This is a genomic window from Stenotrophomonas sp. RG-453 (assembly GCF_033843685.1).
GTDB classification, from domain to species: Bacteria; Pseudomonadota; Gammaproteobacteria; order Xanthomonadales; family Xanthomonadaceae; genus Stenotrophomonas; species Stenotrophomonas bentonitica_A.
In genome coordinates, this window is record NZ_JAMYED010000001.1 from 376375 (window position 1) to 402963 (window position 26589).

The 26589-nt window shown below is 68.7% G+C and carries 19 protein-coding genes; 12 read left to right on the top strand and 7 right to left on the bottom strand.

The genetic code is table 11. The annotated features are described in order from the left end of the window. The first annotated feature begins 111 nt into the window (after positions 1–111). Genes NJD74_RS01600 through NJD74_RS01610 form a run of 3 tightly spaced genes read left to right on the top strand, consistent with a single transcriptional unit; the run spans position 112 to position 10729 of the window. On the top strand, positions 112–3618 hold the full coding sequence (locus NJD74_RS01600; RefSeq protein WP_319623520.1) for an ATP-binding protein: 3507 nt from the start codon (positions 112–114) through the stop codon (positions 3616–3618). Then, positions 3600–7124 (top strand): response regulator, encoded by a 3525-nt coding sequence (locus NJD74_RS01605; protein WP_319623521.1) that lies wholly within the window; start codon positions 3600–3602, stop codon positions 7122–7124. Before NJD74_RS01600 ends, NJD74_RS01605 begins: the two co-directional genes overlap by 19 nt. Positions 7125–7177: 53 nt before the next feature. After that, complete coding sequence (locus tag NJD74_RS01610; protein ID WP_319623522.1) at positions 7178–10729, top strand: ATP-binding protein; 3552 nt, start codon at positions 7178–7180, stop codon at positions 10727–10729. A gap of 51 nt (positions 10730–10780) precedes the next feature. Here NJD74_RS01610 and mdtD read toward each other — a convergent pair whose 3' ends face one another. From mdtD to NJD74_RS01635, 5 genes are all read right to left on the bottom strand, one after another. Next, positions 10781–12184, bottom strand: coding sequence for a multidrug transporter subunit MdtD (gene mdtD / locus NJD74_RS01615; RefSeq protein ID WP_070425714.1), 1404 nt, complete (start codon positions 12182–12184; stop codon positions 10781–10783). A 184-nt stretch (positions 12185–12368) separates the two neighbouring features. After that, entirely contained in the window at positions 12369–13442 is a 1074-nt protein-coding gene (hemE, locus tag NJD74_RS01620; RefSeq protein WP_319623523.1) for a uroporphyrinogen decarboxylase, read from the bottom strand. A 61-nt stretch (positions 13443–13503) separates the two neighbouring features. Then, entirely contained in the window at positions 13504–13755 is a 252-nt protein-coding gene (locus tag NJD74_RS01625; protein ID WP_319623524.1) for a WGR domain-containing protein, read from the bottom strand. Between the two features lie 71 nt (positions 13756–13826). Beyond that, entirely contained in the window at positions 13827–14936 is a 1110-nt protein-coding gene (aroB, locus tag NJD74_RS01630; protein WP_319623525.1) for a 3-dehydroquinate synthase, read from the bottom strand. Continuing rightward, positions 14933–15475, bottom strand: coding sequence for a shikimate kinase (locus NJD74_RS01635; RefSeq protein ID WP_313210952.1), 543 nt, complete (start codon positions 15473–15475; stop codon positions 14933–14935). The genes aroB and NJD74_RS01635 overlap by 4 nt, the downstream gene beginning before the upstream one ends. A 95-nt stretch (positions 15476–15570) precedes the next feature. On the opposite strand from NJD74_RS01635, the gene NJD74_RS01640 reads away from it, so the two are divergent. Next, positions 15571–15774, top strand: a complete 204-nt coding sequence (locus tag NJD74_RS01640; protein WP_019186071.1) for a dodecin family protein — start codon at positions 15571–15573, stop codon at positions 15772–15774. Between the two features lie 27 nt (positions 15775–15801). Here the strand turns inward: NJD74_RS01640 and NJD74_RS01645 are convergent, their stop codons facing one another. Beyond that, positions 15802–16629: a kinase gene (locus tag NJD74_RS01645; protein ID WP_319623526.1), complete on the bottom strand. Its 828-nt coding sequence runs from the start codon at positions 16627–16629 to the stop codon at positions 15802–15804. 41 nt (positions 16630–16670) lie between these two features. Here NJD74_RS01645 and pdxH point away from each other — a divergent pair, with 41 nt between their 5' ends. After that, a complete protein-coding gene (gene pdxH, locus NJD74_RS01650; protein ID WP_046272701.1) occupies positions 16671–17270 on the top strand; it encodes a pyridoxamine 5'-phosphate oxidase in 600 nt (199 codons plus the stop codon). On the opposite strand, the gene prpR is transcribed toward pdxH, so the two are convergent. Next, entirely contained in the window at positions 17271–18893 is a 1623-nt protein-coding gene (gene prpR / locus NJD74_RS01655; RefSeq protein WP_319623527.1) for a propionate catabolism operon regulatory protein PrpR, read from the bottom strand. Positions 18894–19050: 157 nt separating this feature from the next. Here prpR and prpB point away from each other — a divergent pair, with 157 nt between their 5' ends. From prpB to prpF, 7 genes are all read left to right on the top strand, one after another. Further along, a complete protein-coding gene (gene prpB, locus NJD74_RS01660; RefSeq protein WP_070425708.1) occupies positions 19051–19941 on the top strand; it encodes a methylisocitrate lyase in 891 nt (296 codons plus the stop codon). Positions 19942–19969: 28 nt separating this feature from the next. Then, positions 19970–21127 carry a 2-methylcitrate synthase gene (gene prpC / locus NJD74_RS01665; RefSeq protein ID WP_319623528.1) on the top strand — a complete coding sequence of 386 codons (1158 nt, stop codon included), beginning with the start codon at positions 19970–19972 and terminating at the stop codon, positions 21125–21127. Positions 21128–21266: 139 nt separating this feature from the next. Beyond that, positions 21267–23882 (top strand): Fe/S-dependent 2-methylisocitrate dehydratase AcnD, encoded by a 2616-nt coding sequence (acnD, locus tag NJD74_RS01670; protein ID WP_319623529.1) that lies wholly within the window; start codon positions 21267–21269, stop codon positions 23880–23882. A 97-nt stretch (positions 23883–23979) separates the two neighbouring features. Beyond that, positions 23980–24696, top strand: coding sequence for a hypothetical protein (locus NJD74_RS01675; RefSeq protein ID WP_319623530.1), 717 nt, complete (start codon positions 23980–23982; stop codon positions 24694–24696). A 41-nt stretch (positions 24697–24737) separates the two neighbouring features. Continuing rightward, complete coding sequence (locus NJD74_RS01680) at positions 24738–24995, top strand: type II toxin-antitoxin system ParD family antitoxin (protein ID WP_019186079.1); 258 nt, start codon at positions 24738–24740, stop codon at positions 24993–24995. Beyond that, on the top strand, positions 24958–25308 hold the full coding sequence (locus tag NJD74_RS01685) for a type II toxin-antitoxin system RelE/ParE family toxin (RefSeq protein ID WP_319623531.1): 351 nt from the start codon (positions 24958–24960) through the stop codon (positions 25306–25308). Before NJD74_RS01680 ends, NJD74_RS01685 begins: the two co-directional genes overlap by 38 nt. A gap of 80 nt (positions 25309–25388) precedes the next feature. Further along, the gene (gene prpF / locus NJD74_RS01690) at positions 25389–26579 is read left to right on the top strand and encodes a 2-methylaconitate cis-trans isomerase PrpF (protein ID WP_319623532.1); all 1191 of its coding nucleotides are present in this window, start codon (positions 25389–25391) and stop codon (positions 26577–26579) included. Positions 26580–26589 lie beyond the last annotated feature (10 nt).

Genomic DNA, 26589 nt, shown 5'->3' on the forward strand with positions numbered 1-26589 from the left:
TGTGACCGGGTCCAGATCCTGCCAGCCCTCTTCGCGTGGCTTCGACATACCGTGCTGTTCATGCAGGAGAGGACGGTCGGGGTACGCGTGGGGGGAGGCCGATCCGCATCAATGGGCCATCGCTGGGCTGCGGTGATGCTGGGTCTCGCGCTCTGGCTGCCGGTCCCTGTTCTGGCCGGCGATCCCGTCACGGCACCCTGGCCCCGGCCGCTGGGCCCTGCCGATGCGCTGCCGACCGCAGCGCTGCGTGCGGTCGTGGAAGACCGCGACGGTTATCTTTGGTTCGCCAGCGACGATGGACTGCTGCGCTTTGATGGTCACCGTTTCCGCGCGTGGCGAAGGGAGCAGGGGCTGCCGGATGTGGACGTGCGCGCGCTGCATCTGGATGCGCAGGACCAGCTCTGGCTGGCGACCGCCTCGCAGGGCCTGCTGACGCTGTCTGCTGATCGCCGCGTGATCCAGAGCATGCCGGGCAATGGCGCGGTGGTCCTGCCCCGCATCGGCGTCGAGCAGATCACCAGCACCCCCGACGGTGTGGTGTGGGTGGGTACCCTCGACGATGGCCTGTTCGCACGGCATCCGGACGGCCGCTGGCAACGCGTGCCGTTGCAGCTGCACGGTGGCCCGGTGCGCCGGGTGACTGCCCTGGTCACCGACCACCAGGGACGGCTCTGGATCGGGACGCCGGCGGGGGCACTGCGGCGTGAGGAACATCGTTTCATCCAGGTACCGCTGCACGATGACCAGCACGTTGACGTGCACGTGCTCTGGCCCGATCCGGACGGCGGGGTGTGGGTGCACACACCGCAGGGCGTGCACCGGTGGCGCGATGGCGAGCTGCATCGGATGCCGGAGGGCACGGCGATGCCGGTGCTGCGCAGTACCGCGGGCGACCTCTGGAGCGCCGGCGCAAGCGGACTGCGACTTCACGCGCGCGGGCAGGCGCCGCAGCCGGTGCCGCTGCGTGGATACGCCGGCGCCGTGATGAGCACGGCTGCGGTCAGCCATGCCCTGGAGGACCGGGTCGGCGGCCTGTGGTGGGTCGGCCGCGGCGAGGGCCTGTGGCACCTGCCCGCGCGGTGGCGCCAGTTCACGCTGCTGGCGGCCGCCCGTGATGGTTGGCCCGGACTCGATGGCGACCACGTGCTGGCCCTGGCGCCCTCCCATGGCAGGCGGGTGTGGATCGCCGGCGATCGCGGGCGCCTGCAGCGCGTTGACACGGTGAGCGGGCGCAGCGACCTGGGCGTCGACTACCGCCCCGATCACCTGCGTGCGGGCACCGTGGCCATCGCCGAAGACCGTCGCGGCCAGGTATGGGTGGCCAGTGGCAATACGTTGTCGCGCTACCTGCCGGGCAGCGGTGGCCGCCGTCACTGGTTGCTGGGCGTGGGCGGCGACGCGGGGAGGGTCGATCTGCAGGCCTGCAGCGATGGATCGTTGTGGCTCGGGCGTGCCGACCGCATCCAGCGACGCGATGCCGACGGTGTGCTGCAGTTGTCCGCCGCGCCGCACACCCTCGGGCTGGTGCCGCCGAGCCATGGCCCCCAGTTGCTGTGCAATGACGATGGCCGGCTGTGGGCAACCGACCGCAGCGGCGTCAAACGCTGGCTGCCGGCGCAGGAACGCTTCGCGGTCGTGGAGGGAGCGCCGCGCGGCGAAGTGGGGGCGATCGCCCGCGGCGAGGATGGCCACTACTGGATCAGCAGCCTCGGGGTACTGCGGCGCTACCGCTGGGATGGCCAGCAGCTGCGCAAGACGCACAGCTTCGGCCCTGCGCACGGGTATCCGCGTCTGCTGGCACGCGCACTGGTGGTCGACGCAGCGGGCGTTGCGTGGGCAGGCGATGCACGTGGCCTGGTCCGGGTCGACCCGCACGGCGGCGGCGTGCGCCACTTCGGCGGCGATGAGGGGCTGCCGGCGCAGGGCGTGCTGCCGCACGGGCTGGTGCGCACCGCCGACGATCGGCTCGCCGCTGCGGTCAGCGAAGGCGGGCTGTTGCTGATTGATCCGGCCGGTGTCGCGGGCCCTGAGCGCGCCCCGGGCCTGGTCATCCATGCGATCACTGCTCGCCGTGGCAAGGCGCAGATCACGCTGCCGGTCGGCGCCGGCCCGGTGCCGCTCTCGGGTGCTGATCGGCATGTGCGCGTTGCCGCGCGGCTGCTCAGCAGCGGTGCGCCGTCGCACGTGCAGTATCGCTTCCGGCTGCAGGATCACGAGGCCCAGTGGGAGGAAAGTGATGCCACCGGCCTGCGCGTGTTCGAGCGACTTCCGGTGGGGCTGCAGACGCTTGAGGTGCAGGCCCGGCAGGGAAACGGCCGGTGGTCGCCGGTGCGCCGGGTGACATTGCAGGTGGTCCCGGCATGGTGGCAGGCGCCGCCGGCCCGGTGGGCCGCCGCGGCCGCGGGGCTGGGTGCGGTGTGGCTCTGGGGATGGCGCTTCCACGTACGCCGCGGTCGGCAGCGCCGCTGGCGCTGGCTGCGTGCCCGGCAGGGGCATGCCGAGCGCGCATCCGTGCAGCGCACCCGTTTCCTGACCACGCTGGGGACCCGCATCCGGGTACCGATGACCGCGGTGCTGGGATGGAGCGAACTGCTGCTGCGCTCACCGCTTCCGCCCTCCCAGCGCAGCCGGGTCAACAGCCTGCACCATGCCGGTGAGCACCTGCTGCGGCTGATGGATGACGCACTGGATCTGGCCAGCATCGAATCAGGGGAACTGCAGTTGCAGCCGGCACCATTCGTGCTGCAGCGGATGATCGAAGCACTGCACGCGCTGCTGCTGCCGGTGGCGCAGGGCAAGGCGCTTGCGTTGGAGTGGCACAGCACGCTGCCGGCCTCGGCGTGCGTCATCGGCGATGCGCGTCGCCTGCGCCAGATCCTGCTCAACCTGCTCGGCAACGCGCTGAAGTTCACCGCGCAGGGAACGGTGCGGCTGGAAGCGCACGGCGGACACGATGGCCAAGGGATCGTGCTGCGGGTGTGCGATACCGGGCCGGGCATGACGCCGGCGCAGTGCCAGCGCCTGTTCCAGCGCTTTGAACAGGCCGATGGCGCGCAGACCGCGGCCCGTTACGGCGGCAGTGGGCTGGGATTGTCGATCTCACGCGATCTGGCAGTGGCCATGGGCGGTGATATCACCGTGACCAGCGTTCCCGGCCAGGGCACCTGTTTCCAGGTGGCGCTGCCCTTGCCGCGCGGTGAGCTCCCCACCGGCATCGTTGCAGCGTGTGCGCTGCCGGGGCCGGCTGCGGCCGGCGCACTGCGGGTGCTGGTGGTGTATCCCTCAGCGGTCGTTGCCGAGGTGCTGCTGGCCATGCTGGCCTCCCTGGGCCATCTGCCCACCCACTTTCCCGGCGCGGATGCACTGCCGCCCACCGCCGCGGACGGTGCGGGTTGGGACGTCATCGTGGTCGATCCCGCCCTTAGGGTGGATGGCGAACGCGTGGGGGCACGGCTGTCGCGGCGGTGGCCGGGGGTGCCACGGGTAGCACTGACTGCGCGTGCGGATGCCGCTGCGCAGCGCGAGGCGATCGCGGCCGGCTTCGAGCTGTTCCTGCGCCTGCCCGTGAGCCGGGCGGCGTTGGGCGATGGACTGGCCAGATGCCGGCGCAGCGCATGAGCGGCACGCCGCACCGCGGGTGCCGATGGGGGCGGTGGGGGCTGCTGGTCTGGCTGCTGCAGGCGTTTCCGGTGCTGGCGCTGCCCAGCCATGGCGTACGGATGACGACCGTCGACGGATTGCCGTCCAACGTGGTGCATCAGATCGTGGAGGACCGTAAGGGCTATCTCTGGTTCGCGACGGGCGACGGCCTGGCGCGCTATGACGGCAGCGGGTTCCGGATCTGGCGCATGGAACACGGCCTGGCCGACAACGTGGTGCGCAGCCTGGCCCTCGATGCTCGTGACCAGCTATGGATCGGCACCGGCAACGGTTATCTGCAGCGTCTTTCCGCTGACCGCCAGCAGTTCGCCCGGTGGGCGGGGCCGGCGGTACCCACGGTGGCGGCCAGCCCGATCCTGGCGATCCAACCCATGGACGATGGCAGCGTCTGGTTTGGTACCCGCGATGCCGGTCTGTTCCGGCTCGACCGCGATCACTTCCTGCGTCAGCACCTGCCGGCCGCTGGCGGTGGTGGTTTGCCGTCGGCACGGGTGGAGCGGCTCGTGTCCGATCCGCACGGCGGCCTGTGGATCGGCAGTGCCGCCGGGCTGGCGAGGTGGCAGCACGACCGGTTCCAGACGCCTGCGATGCTCGGCGCTTCCGCTCGGCCGGTGACCGCGCTCGGCCTGGATTCGCAGGGGCGGTTGCATTCCAGCACGGCCGAGGGTTCGCGGGTGCGGCAGCTGCCGTCCTTGCAACCCGTTTCCGGGCATCGCACACCGGCCCGTTGGCTCGGCGCGGCGCGGCGTGGCGGGGACTGGTTCGGCGATGGCGACCAGGTGTGGTGGCAGGATCAGCACGGCCGGAACCACCACGCACTCCAACTGCCCCGGCCGCACGGGCGCGAGGTGTCGCGCATCGGGCAGGCGTTCGAGGACCGGCGGGGGCGGGTCTGGTTGTCGGGAAGCCGCCAGGGCGTATGGCGACTCGGCGCCCAGTGGCGGCACTTCGAGCGTTTCGCCGCACCGGCCGGACCCATCGCCGGTGCGGCAGGCAGCCTGGCCCCGGCGGCAGACGCACACGCATGGTGGGCACGCGGCGGCACGCTCGCCCGTCTCTCGCCGGAGCAGGGCTTCTCCCCCGCGCGGTGGTCCTATGCACAGGATCCAGCACGTGCCGATCGCCACGTGGTGGTTGAAGATCCGCAGGGCGTGGTGTGGGTCTTCGCGGCGCCGTGGCTGACCCGGATCGATCCGCTGCGCCGGCGTCGGCAGCGCTGGCAGGTGGGGGCGGCCAGTGTGTCGCCGGGCACGTCGCCGCAGGCCGCGTTGCTGGCCTGTGGCGATCGCGTGTGGCTGGCCGGCAATGGTCGCGTGGAGCAGCGTGCGGGCGATGGCAGCGTTCTGGCCAGTGCTGCCTACGCGGCGGCGGGCCTGCGCCCGGGCGTGGCGGAGTTCGCGCTCCAGTGCAGCCCTGGCGGAGAGGTATGGTTGGGGGACGGCGAGGGTCTCAAACAGTGGCACGTGGCGGCCAGCCGTTTTCTCCCGGTGCCGGGCAGCGGCCGGCGGGAGATCGGCGCGCTGCATCTGGCCTCCGATGGGTGGCTGTGGGCAGCCGATGCGGAGGGCTGGTCGGCCTACCAGCATGCGCCCGGCCGCCCGCCTCACAGCCAACGGGTTGACGCGGCGCAGGGAGTACCGGCCGCGTTGCCACGCGGATTGAGCGGCGCCCCGGATGGTGCTTTATGGGCCACCACGGCGCGCGGGGTGGTGCGCCTGGCCCCGGAGCGCGGCAGTGCGCGGCTGTACACCGCCGATGATGGCCTGCCGCTGATGGTGTTCGATACTGGCCTGGTTGCTGCCGGAGCGCATCTGCTCGCCCTGGAGGCCAACGGCGATGTGCTCGCATTGCATCCGGCGGGCATGGTCGACGCCACGACGCCGGCATCGCTGGTGATCGACCGGGTGAAGGTGCGTCGACAACGGCGCTGGGTCGAGCTGCCTTCCACCGATCCACTGCAGCTCAACGCCGATGATCGCGACATCCAGTTGTCGGCGCGCCTATTGAGCGGCCGGCCCGACGGTGTGAGCGGGTATCGATTCCGGCTGCGGGGCGAAGACCCCGAATGGGTCCGCGCCGGGCGACGCGGTGCGCGCGGCTTCCCCCGCCTGCCGGCCGGCGAGCATGTACTGGAATTCCAGGCACGTGACGTGGATGGGCAATGGTCGGCCCTGCAGCAGGTGCACCTGCACGTGGCCTACAACGGTTGGGCACATCCCGGGGCGTGGGCGTTGCTGTGGCTGCTCGCCGCCAGTGCAGGCACGTTGCTGGTGTGGACGCTGAGGCAGCGGCGGCAGCGCGCGCTCGCCTGGCGGGCCGCCACGCGTCGCCAGGCACGGGCCGAGCAGGCCGCGCAGGCCAAGGCGCTTTACATGGCCACGCTTGGGCATGAAGTCCGGACACCGCTCACCGGCGTGCTTGGCATGAGCGAACTGCTGTTGGCCACGCCGTTACCCGCAGGCGCGCGCGAACAGGTGCTGCATATCCAGCGGGGCGGGCGTGCATTGCTGCAGGTGGTGGACGAGGCGTTGGAGATGGCCAGGCTGCAGGCCGGCAAGGTGATGCTGCATCCACGGGGCTTTGCCATCGGTCCGTGGTGGGACGAGGTACATGCCGCCGTGGCCGGGGGTCTGGAGGCGGGTGGCTGCCGCCTCGTGTTGGCCCCGCCATTGCAACCCGGTGCCAGCGCCGTGGGCGACCCGGACCGGTTGCGACAAGCCGTGGAACTGCTCGCGTGCGGGTTGGCAGAGCAGACCGGGGCTGTCCGGTTGACCCTGCGCATCGCTTGGCGGCCGGGCTGCAGTGGCCTGCTGCTGGATGTGCTCGCCGAACCGGGGGCCTGTCCGTCCCCAGCGCCGTTGCAGGTACGCGAGGCCTTGGCCGATGTCGACGTGCTGATCGGCGCGATGCACGGGCACCTGCGCGTGTCGCGGTTGCCTGACCATCGTTGGCAGGGGATGCTGAGTGTCCCGCTGGAAGGCTGCCAGGCGATCGGGCCCCACGCGACCGCACCGCAGGGCGATGCGCTCGATGCCCTTCAGGTCATGCTGGTGGAAGATGATCCGCTGGTGGCCGAGGTGGTCGGCGCACTGCTGCGGCTGCGCGGTCACACCGTCGTGCATGCCGCGCACGCGCTGGCGGCACTGACCGCGCTGGCCCGCCCCGGCACCCAGCTGATGCTGTTGGACCTGGACCTGCCGGGCATGGACGGGCTGTCACTGCTGCGCCTGCTGCGTCAGCAGGGCCAACGCCTGCCGATACTGGTGCTGACGGCGCGACGGGAGCTGGACCTGGAGCTGCAGGTCATCGCCGCCGGCGCGGACGGTCTGGTGCCCAAGCCACTGCAGGGCGATGCGCTGCACACAGCGATGCAACGGCTCGCCTTGCCGCGCGTGGATCGTGCCGGCGCGGGGAACGGTTTACTATGCGGGGCGTTGCCCGACGACCGGGGTGGTCAGGGGTGACAGGCCCGTTCCGGGCGACGGCAGTGAATCGAGGGACAGACCCGGGAGAGCCAGTGGTGTTGCGTGTGCTGTGGCCGCTGCTGATCGGCCTGTGTGTGCTCTGGCCGGCGCTTGCGTCGGCCCAGCCGGTACCGCCGACGCCGCGGCAGCTCACCGTGTTCGATGGCCTGCCATCCAACACCGTCAATCGCATGGCCGAGGATCGCTACGGCTATCTGTGGATTGCCACCAATGATGGGCTGGCCCGTTACGACGGTCGCAATTACCGCATCTGGCGCGCCGAGGACGGCCTGCGCGACAACCACGTCTGGAGCGTCCACGTGGATGCGCGTAATCAGCTGTGGATCGGTACAGAGAACGCCGGCCTGGCGATGATGTCGGCCGATCGCCGCGAGATCCGCTTCTACGATCGCGACAGCCATCCGGAGATGGGCAGCAACACGATCTGGAGCGTGGCTTCCACGCCGGACGGTGCGATCTGGTTCGGCACTTACCAGGGCGGCCTGCACCGGCTGGAGCGTGATGGCACGCTGACCCGCTTCATGCCCGAGCCCGGCAACCCGCGCAGCCTGCCGGCGGCATCGGTCGGCAATCTGGCCACCACCCTGGATGGCACCTTGTGGATCGGATCCAAAGCCGGTCTGGCGCGCTGGACCGGACACGATTTCGAACCGGTGCCCAGTGCCCAGTTGTCGGCGCGCGTCATCAACGGCCTCACCGCCGAGGCCGATGGCAGCCTGTGGATCAGCAGCAATGTCGGGGTGGCGGTGCGCCGCCCGGATGGCCGCTTCGAACCGGCGCCCTGGGCCGTTGCCGATGGCGATCAGATCCTGGGCATGATGCTGCGCGACGAGCAGGGCGGGTATTGGTTGGATACCCGCTCGGGCCTGGGCCGTGCGATGGACGGCCAGTTCCAGCAGGTGCCGCTGTACAGCGCGATCGCGCGCGGGCAGGTGCGGCCGAACTGGACCGGCGCCTACGAAGATCGCGAGGGTGGCATCTGGCTGGCCAGCACCAACGGCGGCCTGTGGCATCTGCTGCCGCGATGGTGGCAGTTCTCGGTGCTGTCGCGGTTGGAAGATGACCCGGCCTCGCTGCGCAATGCGTATGTGCTGGGCATGGGCGCGGCCGCCGACGGCGGTGTGTGGACGGTGGGCACGCACGGCGCCCTGGACAAGTTCGACCCGGTCAGCGGGAAAATCGAACAGCACCGGACCTGGGTGGACGGCACGCAATGGCTGCAGTCGGTGCTGGAGGATCCGCGCGGCCAGGTCTGGATCGGCTCCTGGGACGCGCTGCTGCGCTATGACCCCCGGCAGAAGCGGATGCGGCGCTGGGGCAGCGACGCGGCGGTGGACGCCACGATGGAGGGCGCGATCGAATCATTGGCGCTGTGCGACGGGCAGCGCCTGTGGACAGCGTCGGCCACCGGGCTGCAGCAGCGCGATCTCGATGGGCGCGTCCTGCATCGCATCGCGCTGGGCCACGCTGGATTGAGCGCGGGCCAGAACGCGCTCGATATCCGGTGCGGTCCCCAGGACCGCCTGTGGGTGGCCACCGGGCAGGGACTGCTGCAGTGGGTCGCGGCGCGCGCGCGTTTCGAGCCGCTGCCCGGTGGCCCCGCGGCGAGCGTGCATGCGATGGCGCTGGCCGGCGATGACAGTGTCTGGCTTTCCGAGGAAGGCAAGCTCTCGCACTACGGCTGGCAGGGCGATCGGCTGACCCTGCAGGAAGTGATCGGCAGCAGTGCCGGCTACCCCGCGATCACCGCCACCGGTCTGGTGGTGGACCGGCAGGGGGTGGTCTGGGCAGCGAATGCACGCGGCCTGGTGCGTGTCGATCCGGAAGCCGGCAGCGTGCGCCAGTACGGCGTCCATGATGGCCTGCCCAGCCAGGAATTCCGCCGCCGCACGCTGACGCTGACCCCGAGTGGTCGCATCGTGGGTGGCACGCCGGCCGGCGTGGTGGTGTTCGATCCGGCACAGGTCAAGCCGGCGACGCGACGCGCGCCCCTGGTGATCGAGCGGGTCGAGGTGCGCCGTGGCGAGCGTGTCCTGGACCTGACCCATGCGGTGCCGCTGGACATCGCCGACGGCGACCGCGACCTGCGGATCGTCGCGCGGCTGTTGTCCTTCGCCGATTCCACCTCGAACAACTACCGTTACCGGCTGGCCGGCTACGACCCGGATTGGGTGGAAGTGGGACCCGGCGGCGAACGTCTGTTCTCGCGCCTGCCGCCGGGCCGCTACCGGCTGGAAGTGCAGGCCCGCTCGGCCGACCACATCTGGTCGCGGGTGCAGGTGCTGGAGTTCCGGGTGCTGCCGCCGTGGTGGCGGAGCCTGTCGGGCCTGCTGCTGCTGACCTCGGCCGTGTTGCTGCTGCTCAGTCTGTTCGCCTGGTTGTACCGGCGCCGGCTGCAGCGCCGGCATGCGTACCAGCTGGCCCTGCAGAAGCAGGAACTGGCCGAGCAGGCTTCGGCGGCCAAGACCCGTTTCCTCGCGAACTTGGGCCATGAGGTGCGCACGCCGATGACCGGGGTGCTGGGCATGAGCGAGCTGCTCTTGTCCTCGCCATTGAACCCCAAGCAGCGTGGCTATACCGAGTCGATCCGCCACGCCGGCGAGCACCTGCTGCATCTGGTCAACGACGCGCTGGACCTGGCCCGGATCGAGTCGGGGCGCCTGGAACTGCAGGCGCAGCCGTTCCAGCTGCAGCGACCGATCGACGATGTCTGTGCGTTGATGGCCGCGCTGGCCGGGCAGAAGGGGCTGCGGTTCGTGGTCGACAACACCTTGCCGGCCGGCACCCGCACGGTCGGTGACGAGCTGCGCGTGCGCCAGATCCTGCTGAACCTGCTGGGCAACGCCGTCAAGTTCACCAGCCACGGCGAAGTACGGTTGACGTTGCGCGCGATCACGGCCGGCCGCGGGTTGCACATCGAGGTATCCGATACCGGGCCGGGCATCAGCACCGATCAGCAGGAGCGATTGTTCCGCCGCTTCGAGCAGGCCGATGGCGCCCGCACCGCCGCGCAGTACGGGGGCAGCGGGCTGGGCCTGGCGATCTGCCGCGAACTGGCACTGGCGATGCAGGGGCAGATCGGCGTGCAGAGCCAGCTCGGCGTGGGAACGCGTTTCACGGTGACCCTGCCGTTGCCCCTGGAGCAGGGAACCACCGGCGTGCCGGGTGCGGCCGAGGGCGAGCAGTGGGTGTTGCCGCCACTGCGCATCCTGCTGGTGGAGGACGATCTGACCGTGGCCGAGGTGGTCAGCGGCCTGCTGTCGGCGCGTGGCCACCAGGTGGTGCATGCCGAGCACGCGTTGTCGGCGCTGCGCGAGGTCAGCGAGGCGCCGTTCGAAGTGGTGCTGATGGATCTGGATCTGCCCGGGCTGGGCGGCATCGCATTGGCTGAGCATCTGCGCAGCCAAGGGTTCGAGATGCCGCTGATCGCGGTCACGGCGCGCACCGATCCATCGATCGAGCAGCAGGCCCGCGACGCAGGCTTCGATGCCTTCCTGCGCAAGCCGGTCACCGGCGATCTGCTGGTGGAGGCGATCGCGCGGGTGCTGCACGCTCCCGGTAGCAGCGGACCGTTGGTCCGCTGACGGTCCCTATAGCTGATCGCAGATCGCAGACCGCTGGACGTCTGCGCGCGGTTACTCGGCGACTTCCTCGACATCGCGCGGCGAGGGCCGCGTGTCCGGCAGCTGCCAGAAGATCAGCGTGGAGGTCAGGGTAATGGCGCCGACGCAGACGAAGGTGGCGTGCAGCGCGGCCGTTGCGCCATGCGACGCATCGAGATGATTGAACGCGGCCAGCAGGCTGCCGGCCGCGGCCGCACCGAAACCGGTCGCGAGCATCATCACCATCGAAAGAAGGCTGTTGCCAGCACTGGCGAAGTCGCGGTCCAGATCGCGCAGGGTCACGGTGTTCATCACGGTGAACTGCAGTGAATTGACCGCACCGAACAGGGCCAGCTGGATGATGCGGATCCACAGCGGCTGGCCGGGCGTCATGAAGATGAAACTGGCCATCGCCAGGCCGACCAGCACGGTGTTGACCATCAGCACGCGGCGGTAGCCGAAGCGCTCGACGAGCTTGACCGCGTAGCGCTTGGAGACCATGCCCGCCGCGGCGACCGGGATCATCAACAGGCCGGCCTTCATCGGGCTCATGCCCATGCCGACCTGCAGCAGCAGTGGAATCAGCAGCGGCATGGCGCTGCTGCCGATGCGTGAGAACAGGTTGCCGAGGATGCCGATGCGGTAGCTGGGCACGTGGAACAGCGCCAGCGAGAACAGCGGCGCCGTGGAGTTGGCGGCGTGCAGCCAGTAACCGACGAGGGCGGCCAGGCCGGCGACGGTCATGAGCATGACCAGTGCATGCGGGGTGGCCATGCCGGAGATGCCGTCCAGCGCGAGGGACAGTACGACCATGCCGAAGGCAAGCATGAGGTAGCCGGCGATGTCGAAGCGGGTGCGGTGTTCGGCGTAGTGGTCCGGCATGATCTTCATCGCCGCGACGTAGCCGATGATGCCGATCGGGAGGTTGATCAGGAACACCCAGTGCCAGGAGGCGACTTCGACCAGCCAGCCACCCAGGGTCGGGCCGATCAGGGGGCCGATCAGGGCGGGGATGGCGATGAAACTCATCGCGCGGAGGAATTCTTCGCGCGAGACGGAGCGCATGACGGCCAGGCGCCCGACCGGCAGCAGCATGGCGCCGCCGATGCCCTGCAGGACGCGCGCACCGACGAGCTGGTGCAGGGTCTGGGCGAGAGCGCAGGCGAGCGAGCCGAGAGTGAACAGGATGATCGCGACGAGGAAGGTGCGTCGTGTGCCGAAGCGGTCGGCGATCCAGCCGGAGGCGGGGATGAAGGTGGCGACGGCCAGGGCGTAGCTGAAGACGACGGACTGCATCTGCAGCGGGCTTTCGCCGAGGCTGCGGGCCATGGCAGGCAATGCGGTGTTGACGATGGTGGAGTCCAGCATCTGCATGAAGATGGCCAGCGATACGAGCCACAACAGGGGCCGGATCGAGGCGTAGCTGCTGGTCGTCATGGTGCGGGGCCTTCGTCAACGAGGGCGATATGATCGCCGATGTGGGATCAGGGTGTGGTCAAGAGCCGAAGCCGACGCATTGGGGCGTGCAACAACGAAAGCACGCGTCCTGGATGCAGAACGCGTGCTTCGTCGGCCGTACCCGTGTAGTGCCGGCCGCTGGCCGGCTACCTGCCGATGGCGATCAGCGTCGGCTCAAACGATGTACGGCTTCCACCAGCACCTGCACGTGCTCGGGATTCATGTCCGGGGACATGCCGTGGCCGAGGTTGAAGACATGGCCTTCGCGGGAGCCGCCGTTGCCTTGGGCGTAGCTGTCCAGGACCAGACCGGCGGCGCGTTCGATGGCGGCCGGATTGCCGTAGAGCGTGGTCGGGTCGAGGTTGCCCTGCAAGGCGACGCGGCCGCCGGTGCGGGCGACGGCGTCGGCGAGGTCCAGGGTCCAGTCCACGCCGAGCGCGTCGGCGCCGGTGTCGGCCAGGGCGCCGAGGTGCAGGCCGGTGCCTTTGCCGAACAGGATCAGCGGGGTGCGGTCGCTGCCGTCACCGCGTTCGAGTTCCTGCGCGATGCGGGTCAGGTAACGCAGGGAGAATTCGCGGTACATGGTCGGGCTGAGTACCCCGCCCCAGGTGTCGAAGACCTGCAGGACCTGGGCGCCCGCCGCGCGCTGGGCGGCGAGGTAGGCAATCACCGCATCGGTGACGACCGAGAGCAGCTGGTGCAGGGCGGCCGGTTCATTCAGGGCCATCGCCTTGATGCGGGCGAAGTCCTTGCTGCCGCCGCCTTCAACCATGTAGCAGGCCAGCGTCCACGGGCTGCCGGAGAAGCCGATCAGGGGCACGCTGCCGTCCAGTTCGCGGCGGATCACGCGCACGGCGTCCATCACGTAGCGCAGTTCGGTTTCCATGTCCGGCACGCCCAGTCTGGCGATGGCGGCGGCGTCGCGGACGGGGTGGCGGAACTTCGGGCCTTCGCCTTCGACGAAGTACAACTCCAGGCCCATCGCATCGGGGATGGTCAGGATGTCCGAGAACAGGATCGCCGCGTCGAGGTCGAAGCGGCGCAGCGGCTGCAGGGTGACTTCGCAGGCGATGTCCGGGTTCTTGGCCATCGCCAGGAAGCTGCCGGCCTTGGCGCGGGTGGCGCGGTACTCGGGCAGGTAACGACCGGCCTGGCGCATCAGCCAGACGGGGGTGCAGTCCACCGGTTCGCGGCGCAGGGCGCGCAGCAGGCGATCATGGCGGGAGGGGCTGGTCACGGAACGCTTCCTTGGGATCTGGTGGCGCGGGGCCGAATGGGGTCAGTGCGGCGGTGGCCGCTCAGTGCGGCGCGTCGCCGCTGGTGTAGGTCACTTCGTAGCCGCGGTGCAGGTGCGCATCGCGTGCCTTTTCGAACGCGGCCAGCGCCAGGTCTTCCTGCAGGTACAGCTCGCGGCGCAGTTGCCCGCGCCCGCCGATCGGGCCAGATTCGAGCAGCAGCTCCCAGCCGCCGAACAGGTCCGGTTGCAGGGTGAGCTGGAGATAGCGGGCCGGATCGGCACCGCGGGCGTGTTGGTGCAGGAAGACGCGCATGCCCCGATTGTAGCCGTGAACGCCGGAGGTGGCCGTCAGCGTCGGGGCAGGTGCGGCGGAAGGTCGCAGGCTCAGCCGGCGGCGAGCACGCGCAGCACGTCGGCCTCGTCGACATCGGCGACCACTTCGGCCCGGCCGATCCCACGCCACAGCACCAGGCGCAGGCGGCCGGCGACGTTCTTCTTGTCCAGCCGCATCCGGGCCAGCAGCGCCTCAGGCTGCAGGCCGGCAGGAATGGCCACCGGCAGTTCGTAGCGCAGCAGCAGCTCGCGCAGCTGGTCGGTGTCTGCCTCCTCGCTCATGCCCAGCTGGGCCGACAGGCGCGCGGCCAGCACCATGCCGACCGCGACCGCTTCGCCGTGGTTGAGGTTGTCGTTGCCCGGCGCGCCGTAGCCCTGTTCGGTCTCGATCGCGTGGCCGAAGGTATGGCCGAGGTTGAGCAGGGCGCGTTCGCCCTTTTCCAGCGGATCGCGCGCGACGATCTCGGCCTTGTGCTCGCAGCTGCGCGCGATGGCCTGGGCCAGCGCGGTGTCATCGCCGGCCAGCAGCGCGGCATGCTCGTCCTGCAGCCACTGGAAGAACAGCGGATCGCGGATCGCGCCGTACTTGATCACTTCGGCCAGGCCGGCGCGCAGTTCGCGGGGCGGCAGGGTGCGCAGGGCGGCGGTGTCGGCGATGACGGCGCGCGGCGGGTGGAACGCCCCGACCAGGTTCTTGCCTTCAGGGATGTCCACCGCGGTTTTGCCGCCGACCGAGGAGTCGACCATCGCCAGCAGTGACGTCGGCAACTGCACGCAGTCCACGCCGCGCATCCAGCAGGCGGCTGCGAAGCCGGCCAGGTCGCCAGCGACGCCGCCACCGAGGGCCATCACGCAGGCATCTCGGGTGGCGCCGAGGGCGGCCAGTGCGGTGATCGCATCGCCGAAGTGGGCCAAGGTCTTGGAGGCTTCGCCGGCCGGCAGCACCAGCGCGCCGATCAGCAGGTCCGGGCGCGTGGCCAGCAGCGCCGCCTTCACCCCTGCCAGGTAAAGCGGGGCGACCGAGGAGTCGCTGAGCAGCAGCACGTGGCGGCCACGCACATGGCGGGCCAGCAGCTCCCCGTGGCCGAGCAGGCCCGGGCCGATGTGGATGGTGTAGGGGGTGTCGCCGCTGACGGCAACGGTACGCGGGGAGGGGGTCATTCGGGTGTTTCCTGTCGCTGCCACTGCGCGGCCAGGCGCAGCACCAGCTGCGCGGTGGCCTCGGCGGGCGTGTATAGATCGGTATCCAGGGTGAGATCGGCCAGACCCTGGTAGAGCGGGTCGCGGGCAGCGGCCATGTCGTGCAGGACCTGTTCGCGGTCCGGCCGCTGCAGCAGCGGCCGGCCGCGGTCACGGGCCAGCCGCTCCAGCTGGGCCGGCACGCTGACCCGCAGGTAGACCACGAAACCCCGGCGTGCGATTGCGGCGCGGTTGTCCGGATCCAGCACCGCGCCACCGCCGGTGGAGACCAGTTGGCCGTGGCCGTCCAGCAGGGCGTGCAGGACCTGGCGCTCGTGCTGGCGGAAGCCGGCCTCCCCGGAGTGTTCGAAGATCGCCGGAATGCTGGCCCCGGTGCTGTCCACGATGGCCTGGTCGGCATCCACGAAGTCCAGCGTGAAGCGCTCGGCCAGCCGGCGCCCGATGCAGGTTTTGCCGGCGCCCATCGGGCCAATCAGGATCAGGTTCGGAGCGGGATTCATTACCCTCGATCCTAACATCTCCGTGCCATCGCCTTTACGCGGCGGCCCCCATGGTGGGCGGGTGCGGAGTGTCCCGCACGCCACCGGAGCGAACCATGTCTGTCGCCAAGATCATCGAGATCAACGCCTCGTCCAAGACCAGCGTCGAAGACGCCGTGCGCAGCGGCCTGAAGAAGGTCTCCGAGACGGTCAAAGGCATCCAGGGCGCCTGGATCAATGAAACCAAGGTGGTGACCGATGGCGAAGGCAACATCACCGAGTGGCGGGTGAACCTGCGCGTGACCTTCCTGGTCAGCTGATCGCCGTGGGCCCGGCTCCCGCGCCGGTCAACGCGTGGCGACGATCCGGCGCTGCTCGTCCAGCGCGATCACCTTGTCTGCCCGTTCCGGCAGGGTGCGCAGTGCCTGCCGGCTGACCCGTTCGTAGTACTGCACGAAGCGCTCCAGCTGGGCGCGGCTCATGCTGCTGCGGTCGGGTTGGGCGGCCTGCAGGTTCTGCTCCTGCTGCCAGCGCCAGCGCGGGATCACCGAGAAGTCCGGCGGCTGCAGGAACCACAGTCGGTCGCAACGCTGCCACAGCGCGGGGTAGTCCTGCGCGAGCGCGTGATTGCACCAGCGGCGCCAGCGGCCGTCGGCATCGGCGTCGCGCTCGAGTGCGTTGAGCGGTTGATCCAGGTCGGCCTCGTCCTGTGCCGGCGTGCCCAGGAACCAGCCTTCGAACACCAGCAGGTCGAGCGGGCCGTCGAGGCGCGGCCAGTCCTTTTCGGGCAGGCGCTCGTCGGCCAGTTTGTCGAAACGGGGCAGGGCGACCGGGCCGCCGGCCGCGACCGCGTCCAAGGTGGCATGGGCCAGGGCCAGATCGTGGGTGCCCGGCGGGCCGCGGGTCAGCAGCAGCGGGTGCGCCTGCCGCGCCAGACGTTGGCGCTGGGCACGGGTGAGGTACACATCGTCGATGGAAAGCATGGCCGCGCGCAGGCCGCGCGATGCCGCCAATGCGACCACCTGGGCCGCCAGCGTCGATTTGCCGCTCCCCTGCAGGCCGCTGATCGCCAATACTGGAACGGCCGCGCCGCAGTTCAGCGCGTCGTCCAGCGCCTGCGCGACCAGTGCATCCGGAAAACCTTTCGTCGGGGGCATGTACGCAGGTGCAGGCATGCAGCGACAATAAACCCAAACCGCGTGACAAGAAAACCGCCATGACCGATCTGTATGCCGAAGCGTTGTCCACCTTTGCCGGGCTGTTTGAAGAAGCCAAGGCGAGCCGGGAAGTCGAACCCAATGCGATGACCGTGGCCACGGCCGACCAGAACCGCCAGCCTTCGGCGCGCACGGTGCTGCTCAAGGCCTTCGACGAACGCGGTTTCGTGTTCTACACCCACCTGGACAGCCACAAGGGCCGTGAGCTGCAGGCCAATCCGCAGGCCGCGCTGCTGTTTCTGTGGCGCAGCCTGCGCGAGGCCGGCATCCAGGTGCGCATCGAAGGGCGGGTGGAGCAGGTCAGCGATGCCGAGGCTGATGCGTACTTCGCCTCGCGCCCGCGCATGAGCCAGATTGGCGCGTGGGCATCGCTGCAATCGAAGACGCTGGCCTCACGCGAGGAGTTCGATGCACGCGTGGCGACCACCGAGGCCAGCTTCGACGGCCGCGATGTGCCGCGCCCGGACGGCTGGAGCGGCCTGCGCGTGGTGCCGCAGCGGATCGAGTTCTGGTACGGCGCGCAGTTCCGCCTGCACGAGCGCTGGTGCTATGAGGTCGGCGCCGATGGCCAGTGGAGCAAGCGGATGCTGTTCCCGTAATCACCCCGGCGTCGCCTCGCGCATCCATCGCCACAGCGTGGTCCGCGAAACCCCCAGCTGTGCGCAGGCCTGCTCGCGGTTGCCGCCGCAGTCGGCCAGCAGTTGCTGTAGTGCGTCCGCATCCGGCCGCGCCGCCGTTGCAGCGGTGAGTGCCCCGGGTGGGGTGGTGGCTCGGCTCGCGGGCACGGTGTGCACTGCATGCAGCTCCGGCAGCCAGTGCAGCATCTGCGGCAACGACAGCTCACCCGGCTGCTGCTGCCAGTGGATGCGCAGCCGGTCCACCATGTTGCGAAGTTCACGTACATTGCCGGGCCACGGGTAGTCGCGCAGCCGCGCCAGTGCCTCGGCGGACAGCGGCGCGTCCGTACCGGCGAGCTGCCGGAAGAAGTGGCTCACCAGCAAGGGGACATCCTCTCGCCGTTCGTGCAGCATCGGCAGCGCGATGCGCAGTGCGGCCAGGCGGTAGTAGAGATCGCGGCGGAAACGTTGTGTGTCCACCAGCGATTCCAGCGTCTGCAGGGTGGCGGCGACCACGCGTACGTCCACCGGCGTCGGCTCGGTGGCGCCCACGCGCAACACTTCGCGCTCTTCCAGAACGCGCAGCAACCGGGTCTGCAGCGGCAACGGCAGTTCGCCGATTTCATCCAGGAACAGGGTGCCGCCGTCGGCCGCTTCCACCAGGCCCACGCGACCGCCGCGGCGGGCGCCGGTGAACGCCCCTTCGTTGTAACCGAACAGCTCGGCTTCAAGCAGGGATTCGCTGATCGCCCCGCAGTTCAGCGCGACGAAGCGGCCACGCCGGCCGCTGGCGCTGTGCAGTTGCCGGGCCACCAGTTCCTTGCCGGTGCCGGTGGCGCCGGTGATCAGCACCGTGCTGTCGTAGGGCGCATACAGTGCGATGTGCTCGCGCACCTGCTGCATCGCGGCACTGTCGCCGAGCAGGGCATGGTCGGCATCGCGTCGCTTGGGCGGTGCCCGCCGCCGCAACGAGGACGCACCGGAGCGGGCCAGGGTCTGGGTCAGCTCCAGCGCATGTTCGAAGGCCTGTCGTACCGAGTCGGCCGAGTACAGCAGCACGCCGGGCAGCCCGACCTGCTCGGCATGGTCGATCGCCATGCCGGTGCCGACGATGACCTCGATGCCATTGGCGCGCATGTCCGCGATGCAGTCGCGCGCGTCCTCGCGGGTGACGAAGCGGCGATGCTCGATGTCCAGCCCGAAGCTGTGCTGGAAACTGCCGAAGGTCGGCACATCGGTGGCATGGGTGACCAGGCCGATCCTGGGGGCGATCCGGCGTGCGCGCGCCAGCGCTTCCATCAGGTCGAAGCCGTTGGCCTGGATCGGGACCAGCGGCACCTCCAGCCGGCTGCGCAGGTAGGCCGCATTCGAGCCGCCGGCGATCACCACGTCGCAGTGTTCGCGGCGCAGGCGCTGGCCGATCACATCCACCGCCTCCTCGAAGCCGAGGTTGATGGGCACGATGCGGGCGCGGCGGTCGAACTCCGGGATCACATCGCCGAGCAGGCCGGTCAAGCGCGACACGCTGACCGTCCAGATCACCGGCAGCTGGCCGGCCTCCGGATCAGACAGGCGGGAGCGGTGGCGGGGCAGGCTGATCGACATGGGCGTGTTTCAGTGTTTCAGTTCCAGCCATGTTACAGGTGTTTCAATGTTTCAAGGTGAAACATCCTCGTCCCGGTGTTGAATCAATGAAATCAGTTACTTGCGAGCTGGCACGGCCCTTGCGCTTATCCACCGGTCAACCACGATGGAATGCCGCATGAGCACCCCTGTTTCCTCCGCTGGCGCCCGTTTCCGCGCCGCACTGGCCGCCGAATCCCCGTTGCAGGTGATCGGTGCAATCAACGCCAACCACGCGCTGCTGGCCAAGCGTGCCGGTTACCGGGCCATCTACCTGTCCGGCGGCGGCGTCGCGGCCGGCTCGCTGGGCCTGCCGGACCTGGGCATCAACACGCTGGAAGACGTGCTGATCGACGTGCGCCGCATCACCGATGTGTGCGACCTGCCGCTGATGGTGGACATCGACACCGGGTTCGGCCCGAGCGCGTTCAACATCGCGCGCACCGTCAAGTCGCTGATCAAGGCCGGCGCGGCTGCCTGCCATATCGAAGACCAGGTCGGCGCCAAGCGCTGCGGTCACCGGCCGGGCAAGGAGATCGTGTCGCAGGGGGAGATGGTGGACCGGGTCAAGGCCGCCGCCGATGCCAAGACCGATCCGGACTTCTTCCTGATCGCGCGCACCGATGCCATCCAGGTGGACGGTGTGGATGCCGCGATCGAGCGCGCCATCGCCTGCGTCGAGGCCGGTGCCGACGGCATCTTCGCCGAGGCCGCCTACGATCTGGACACCTATCGCCGTTTCGTCGATGCGGTGAAGGTGCCGGTGCTGGCCAACATCACCGAGTTCGGTGCCACGCCGCTGTTCAGCCGCGATGAACTGGCTTCGGCCGGCGTCGCCATCCAGCTGTTCCCGCTGTCCGCGTTCCGTGCTGCCAACAAGGCGGCCGAGAACGTGTATGAGACCATTCGCCGCGAGGGCCACCAGCGTAATGTGGTGGAGGCGATGCAGACCCGCGAGGAACTCTACGACCGTATCGGTTACCACGCCTTCGAGCAGCAGCTCGATGCGTTGTTCGCCGCCAAGAAGTAAGACCGCACACTAGTTTTCTGGAGGGATCATGAGCGACACCACTATCGCCCCCGGCTTCAAGCCGAAGAAATCCGTTGCCCTGTCGGGCACCGCCGCCGGCAACACCGCGCTGTGCACCGTCGGCCGCAGCGGCAATGACCTGCACTACCGCGGGTATGACATCGCCGATCTGGCCAACACCAGCGAGTTCGAGGAAATCGCGCATCTACTGGTTCACGGCAAACTGCCGACCCGCGCCGAGCTGGTGGCCTACAAGACCAAGCTGAAGTCGCTGCGGGGCATCCCGGCCGCGGTCAAGGCCGCGCTGGAAGAACTGCCGCCGTCGGCGCACCCGATGGACGTGATGCGCACCGGCGTCTCCGTGCTGGGCTGCGTGTCGCCGGAGAAGGATGACCACAACCATCCGGGCGCGCGCGACATCGCCGACAAGCTGATGGCCTGCCTGGGCTCGATGCTGCTGTACTGGTACCACTGGAGCCACAACGGTCGTGCGATCGACGTGGAAACCGACGACGACTCCATCGGTGGTCACTTCCTGCACCTGCTGCACGGTGAGAAGCCGCAGGATTCGTGGGTCAAGGCGATGCACACCTCGCTGATCCTGTACGCCGAGCACGAGTTCAACGCCTCCACCTTCGCCTGCCGCGTCATCGCCGGCACCGGCAGCGACATGTACAGTGCGATCACCGGCGGTATCGGTGCCCTGCGCGGTCCCAAGCATGGTGGCGCCAATGAAGTGGCCTTCGAAGTGCAGAAGCGCTACGACAGCCCGGATGATGCCGAGGCCGATATCAAGGCCCGCGTGGAGCGCAAGGAAGTCGTCATCGGTTTCGGCCACCCGGTCTACACCGTCAGCGATCCGCGCAACAACATCATCAAGGAGGTCGCGCGCGACCTGTCCGCCGAGCAGCAGAACGTCAAGATGTACGACATCGCCGAGCGTCTAGAATCGGTGATGTGGGACATCAAGAAGATGTTCCCGAACCTGGATTGGTTCAGCGCGGTCAGCTATCACATGATGGGCGTGCCGACGGCGATGTTCACCCCGCTGTTCGTGATCGCCCGCACCTCCGGTTGGAGCGCGCACATCATCGAGCAGCGCATCGACGGCAAGATCATCCGCCCCAGCGCGAACTACACCGGCCCGGAAGACCAGGCCTTCGTGCCGATCGACCAGCGCAAGTAAGACCGACGTACCGCACCCGTTCGCGGGTGCTTTGCGGAACAGGCCGGCGCGATGCCGGTCTGCTCCGTTGCGGCGTCGCTACTCCTTCTTCGCCGGTGTCACGACGCCCCGGCCCGCCAACAAGCAGCTATCGCCAGCCATGAATACTCAGTACCGCAAGAACCTCCCCGGCACCGCGCTGGACTATTTCGATACCCGTGCCGCGGTCGATGCGATCCAGCCCGGTGCCTATGCCACGCTGCCGTACACCTCGCGCGTGCTGGCCGAAAACCTGGTGCGCCGCTGCGACCCGGCCACGCTGGAGGCCTCGCTGCGCCAGCTGATCGAGCGCCGCCAGGACCTGGATTTCCCGTGGTTCCCTGCGCGCGTGGTGTGCCATGACATTCTCGGCCAGACCGCCCTGGTCGATCTGGCCGGCCTGCGCGATGCCATCGCCGATGCCGGCGGTGATCCGGCGCAGATCAATCCGGTGGTGCCGACCCAGCTGATCGTCGATCACTCGCTGGCGGTGGAATTCCCGGGCTTCGACAAGGCCGCGTTCGAGAAGAACCGCGCCGTCGAAGACCGCCGCAATGAAGACCGGTTCCACTTCATCAACTGGACCAAGAAGGCGTTCAAGAACGTCGACGTGATTCCGCCGGGCAACGGGATCATGCATCAGATCAATCTGGAGAAAATGTCGCCGGTCGTGCAGGTGCGCGACGGGGTGGCCTTCCCCGATACCTGCGTGGGCACCGACAGCCACACCCCGCACGTGGACGCGCTGGGCGTGATCGCGATCGGCGTGGGCGGCCTGGAAGCGGAGAGCGTGATGCTCGGCCGTGCCTCGTGGATGCGCCTGCCCGACATCATCGGCGTGGAACTCACCGGTCGACCGCAGCCGGGCATCACCTGCACCGACGTGGTGCTGGCGCTGACCGAGTTCCTGCGCAAGGAGCGCGTGGTCGGGGCGTGGATCGAGTTCTACGGCGAGGGCGCCAACGCGCTGACCATCGGCGACCGCGCCACCATTTCCAACATGACGCCGGAGTTCGGCGCCACCGCGGCGATGTTCTACATCGACCAGCAGACCCTGGATTACCTGCGCCTGACCGGCCGCGAGGACGATCAGGTCGCACTCGTGGAAACCTACGCCAAGGCCACCGGCCTGTGGGCCGATGATCTGGTCACCGCGCAGTACGAGCGCGTGCTGCAGTTCGACCTGTCCAGCGTGGTGCGCAACATGGCCGGCCCGTCGAACCCGCACAAGCGTGTGGCGACCACCGACCTGGCCGCCCGCGGCATCGCCGACGAAGGCAAGCTCGCCTCGGGCAAGCAGGAACAGGCCGATGGCCTGATGCCCGATGGCGCCGTGATCATCGCCGCGATTACCAGTTGCACCAACACCAGCAACCCGCGCAACGTCATCTCCGCCGCCTTGCTGGCCCGCAATGCCAACCGCGCCGGGCTGACCCGCAAGCCGTGGGTGAAAAGCTCGCTGGCGCCCGGTTCCAAGGCCGTGCAGCTGTACCTGGAAGAAGCCGGCCTGCTGACCGAACTGGAGCAGATGGGCTTTGGCATCGTGGCCTTCGCCTGCACCACCTGCAACGGCATGAGCGGCGCGCTGGACCCGAAGATCCAGCAGGAAGTGATCGACCGCGACCTGTATGCCACCGCCGTGCTTTCGGGCAACCGCAACTTCGACGGCCGCATCCACCCGTACGCCAAGCAGGCGTTCCTGGCCTCGCCGCCGCTGGTGGTGGCGTACGCGATCGCCGGCACGGTGCGCTTCGATATCGAAAAGGATGCGCTCGGCCACGATGCCGATGGCAATCCGATCACGCTGAAGGACCTGTGGCCGAGCGATGCCGAGATCGACGCGGTGGTCAAGGCCTGCGTCAAGCCGGAGCAGTTCCGCAAGGTCTACGACCCGATGTTCACCTTCAAGGTGGAACACGGTGCACCGATCAGCCCGCTGTACGACTGGCGCCCCCAGAGCACCTACATCCGCCGCCCGCCGTATTGGGAAGGCGCGCTGGCCGGTGCCCGCAGCCTCACCGGCATGCGCCCGCTGGCGGTGCTGGGCGACAACATCACGACAGACCATCTGTCGCCGTCCAACGCGATCATGGCCAGCAGCGCGGCCGGTGAGTACCTGGCCAAGATGGGCCTGCCCGAGGAAGACTTCAATTCCTACGCGACCCACCGCGGCGACCATCTCACCGCGCAGCGTGCGACGTTCGCCAACCCGAAGCTGATCAACGAAATGGCCGTGGTTGATGGCCAGGTCAAGCAGGGGTCGCTGGCGCGCGTGGAGCCGGAAGGCGAGGTCACCCGCATGTGGGAAGCGATCGAAACCTACATGGACCGCAAGCAGCCGCTGATCATCATCGCCGGTGCCGACTACGGCCAGGGCAGCTCGCGTGACTGGGCCGCCAAGGGCGTGCGCCTGGCCGGTGTGGAAGCGATCGCGGCCGAAGGCTTCGAGCGCATCCACCGCACCAACCTGATCGGCATGGGCGTGCTGCCGCTGGAGTTCAAGGAAGGCGTGAACCGCAAGACGCTGGGCATCGATGGCACCGAAACCTTTGACGTGCTCGGCGAGCGTGTGCCGCGTGCCGAGCTGACCCTGGTCATCCACCGCCACAACGGTGAACAGCTGCGGGTGCCGGTCACCTGCCGCTTGGATACCGCTGAAGAAGTCTCGATCTACGAGGCCGGCGGCGTGCTGCAGCGGTTCGCCCAGGACTTCCTGGAATCGGCGCAGGTGGCGTGACGGTATGCCAGGCCCGCCCGCGAGGTGCGGGCCTGGCGCGTCGCTGGCATGGGGTCATTGGCGCGTAGGTTCCACAATAACCGGGACAGGCGGCGACATGTTTTACACCGTCGCGGGCGCGATCAATACCGCCTTCATCCTGCTGAGCCTGGTGGGTGTGTGGGCCCAGCTGCGCAAGGTGTGGCAGCGCCGCGCGAGCGCGACGGCAGGCGCCATCGCCACCGATATTCTGTCGCTCAATCAGTTCACGGTCAGTTTCCTCGCCTACCTGTCGTTCTTCGTCTACGGCTACAGCATCCAGCCGTTCAACCACTTCATCGTGTGGCCGCGCCTGCTTGCCTCGGTGCTTGTGCTGCTGATCCTGAGAGAGATCTGGACGGACCGGCGCAGCCGCGCTGCGACCGCCAGCCTTGTCGTGGCGTGCGTGGCGCTGTTGTGCGCACTGCTGGGCCTGGTGTGGGGGCAGCGTCACGTGGATGAGGGCCGCGTGCTCGCCTCGGCGATGATCGTGGCCGTTACCGCGCTGCTGGCCCAGGGCTATGCGCACCAGATCCTGCTGATCTGGCGCTCCGGCCGCACGGGCGCGGTGTCGCTGCGGATGAGCCAGCTGATCCTGCTGATGGACATCTCCACCATCGTGTTCGCCTTCGCAATGGGCCTGCGTCTGGGCTGGCCGTTGCTGCTGCTGGCCGTGGTCAGCGGAAGCACCAAGCTGATGATCCTGTGGCTGTTCCGCCGGGAGCGTCGTAGCGCGGGAGCCGAAACAGCGGAGCGGCGGGATGAACGGGGCGGAGTTGCGATCAATGAGATGTAGGTGCACACTTTTATGGCAAAAATTGCCAAAGAGGTCTGATCATGGCCACGATGAACATCTCGCTCACCGATCCGCTCAAGCAGTTTGTCGATGAGGAAGTCAGCCAGGGGGGGTACTCCAGTACGTCCGACTACGTGCGCGACCTGATCCGCCAGCGCCAGCGGCAAAAGGCCGAAGAGCTGCTGCGCAGGTTGATTGCGGAGGGCTTGGCGTCTGGCCCAAGTGCGCCGGTCACCTCGGCAACTTTCGAGCGGATGCGCCGTGACCTGGCAGAGCGGTTGGACCGTGAAGCGGATTGAGTGGCGGCCACGCGCGGAACAGGACGTGGCCGACGCTGCGCTCTGGTTCGCGCGTCAGGGAGGGTTGGCGCTGGGCGAACGGTTCATCGCGACGGTGGATGCCACACTGCTGCGGATCGCGGCATTTCCTGGGGCAGGGTCCGCTCGGCACGCTTGGGTCAGCGATGACCTGCCGGTCCCACTGCGATTCGTGATCTTGCCCATCTTTGATCGCTATTTGGTCTATTACCTTGACCTTCCGGACCGCGTTGACATCCTTCGCGTCTGGGATACCTCGCGCGGGCTCGATGCATTGATGGATCAGACGCCATGACCGTCCTCCGGTGCACGCAGCGCCATTCAAGCGGATGACGCATCCGCTCGTCCCCATCCATCCTGCACGGACATGATTTCATGACCCATCTCCCCCAGCTCCGCATCCCTGCCACCTACCTGCGCGGTGGCACCAGCAAGGGCGTGTTCTTCAAGCTGACCGATCTGCCTGCTGCGGCGCAGGTGCCTGGTCCGGCGCGCGATGCGCTGCTGATGCGCGTGATCGGCTCGCCCGATCCGTATGCCAAACACACCGATGGCATGGGCGGCGCGACCTCCAGCACCAGCAAGTGCGTGATCATTTCCGCGCCGTCGGTGCCGGATCACGACGTGGACTACCTGTACGGCCAGGTCTCGATCGAGACCGCCTTCGTGGACTGGAGCGGCAACTGCGGCAACCTCAGCACCGCGGTCGGCCCGTTCGCGATCAGCAACGGACTGATCGAGCCGGCGCGGATTCCGCACAACGGTTTGTGCACCGTGCGGATCTGGCAGGCCAATATCGGCAAGACCATCCTGGCGCATGTGCCGATCGTGGACGGCCAGGTGCAGGAGGATGGCGATTTCGAGTTGGACGGGGTGACCTTCCCGGCGGCGGAGATCCAGCTGGAGTTCCTCGACCCGTCCGATGATGGCGACGGCGAGGGCGGGTCGATGTTCCCGACCGGCAATCTGGTCGACACGCTCGACGTGCCCGGCGTGGGCAGCTTCCAGGTGACGATGATCACCGCCGGCATTCCCACCATCTTCCTCAACGCGGCCGACCTGGGCTACACCGGCACCGAACTGCAGCCGGCGATCAACGAGGACAAGGCCGCACTGGCCCGCTTCGAGGCGATCCGCGCGCACGGCGCGGTGCGCATGGGGCTGATCGAGACCATCGAGCAGGCCGCGATCCGCCAGCACACGCCGAAGGTCGCGTTCGTCGCCCCGGCGCAGGACTACGTGTCTTCCAGCGGCAAGCAGATCGCGGCCGGTGATATCGATCTGCACGCACGCGCGCTGTCCATGGGCAAGCTGCACCACGCCATGATGGGCACTGCCGCAGTCGCCATCGGCACTGCCGCCGCGATCCCGGGCACCCTGGTGAACCTGGCCGCCGGGGGCGGCGAGCGCGAATCGGTGAGCTTCGGGCATCCCTCGGGCACCTTGCGCGTGGGCGCGCAGGCGGCCCTCGTTGACGGTCAGTGGACGGTCACCAAGGCCATCATGAGCCGCAGTGCCCGCGTGTTGATGGACGGTGCCGTACGGGTGCCCGCGACGACCTTGTAACACCCAACAG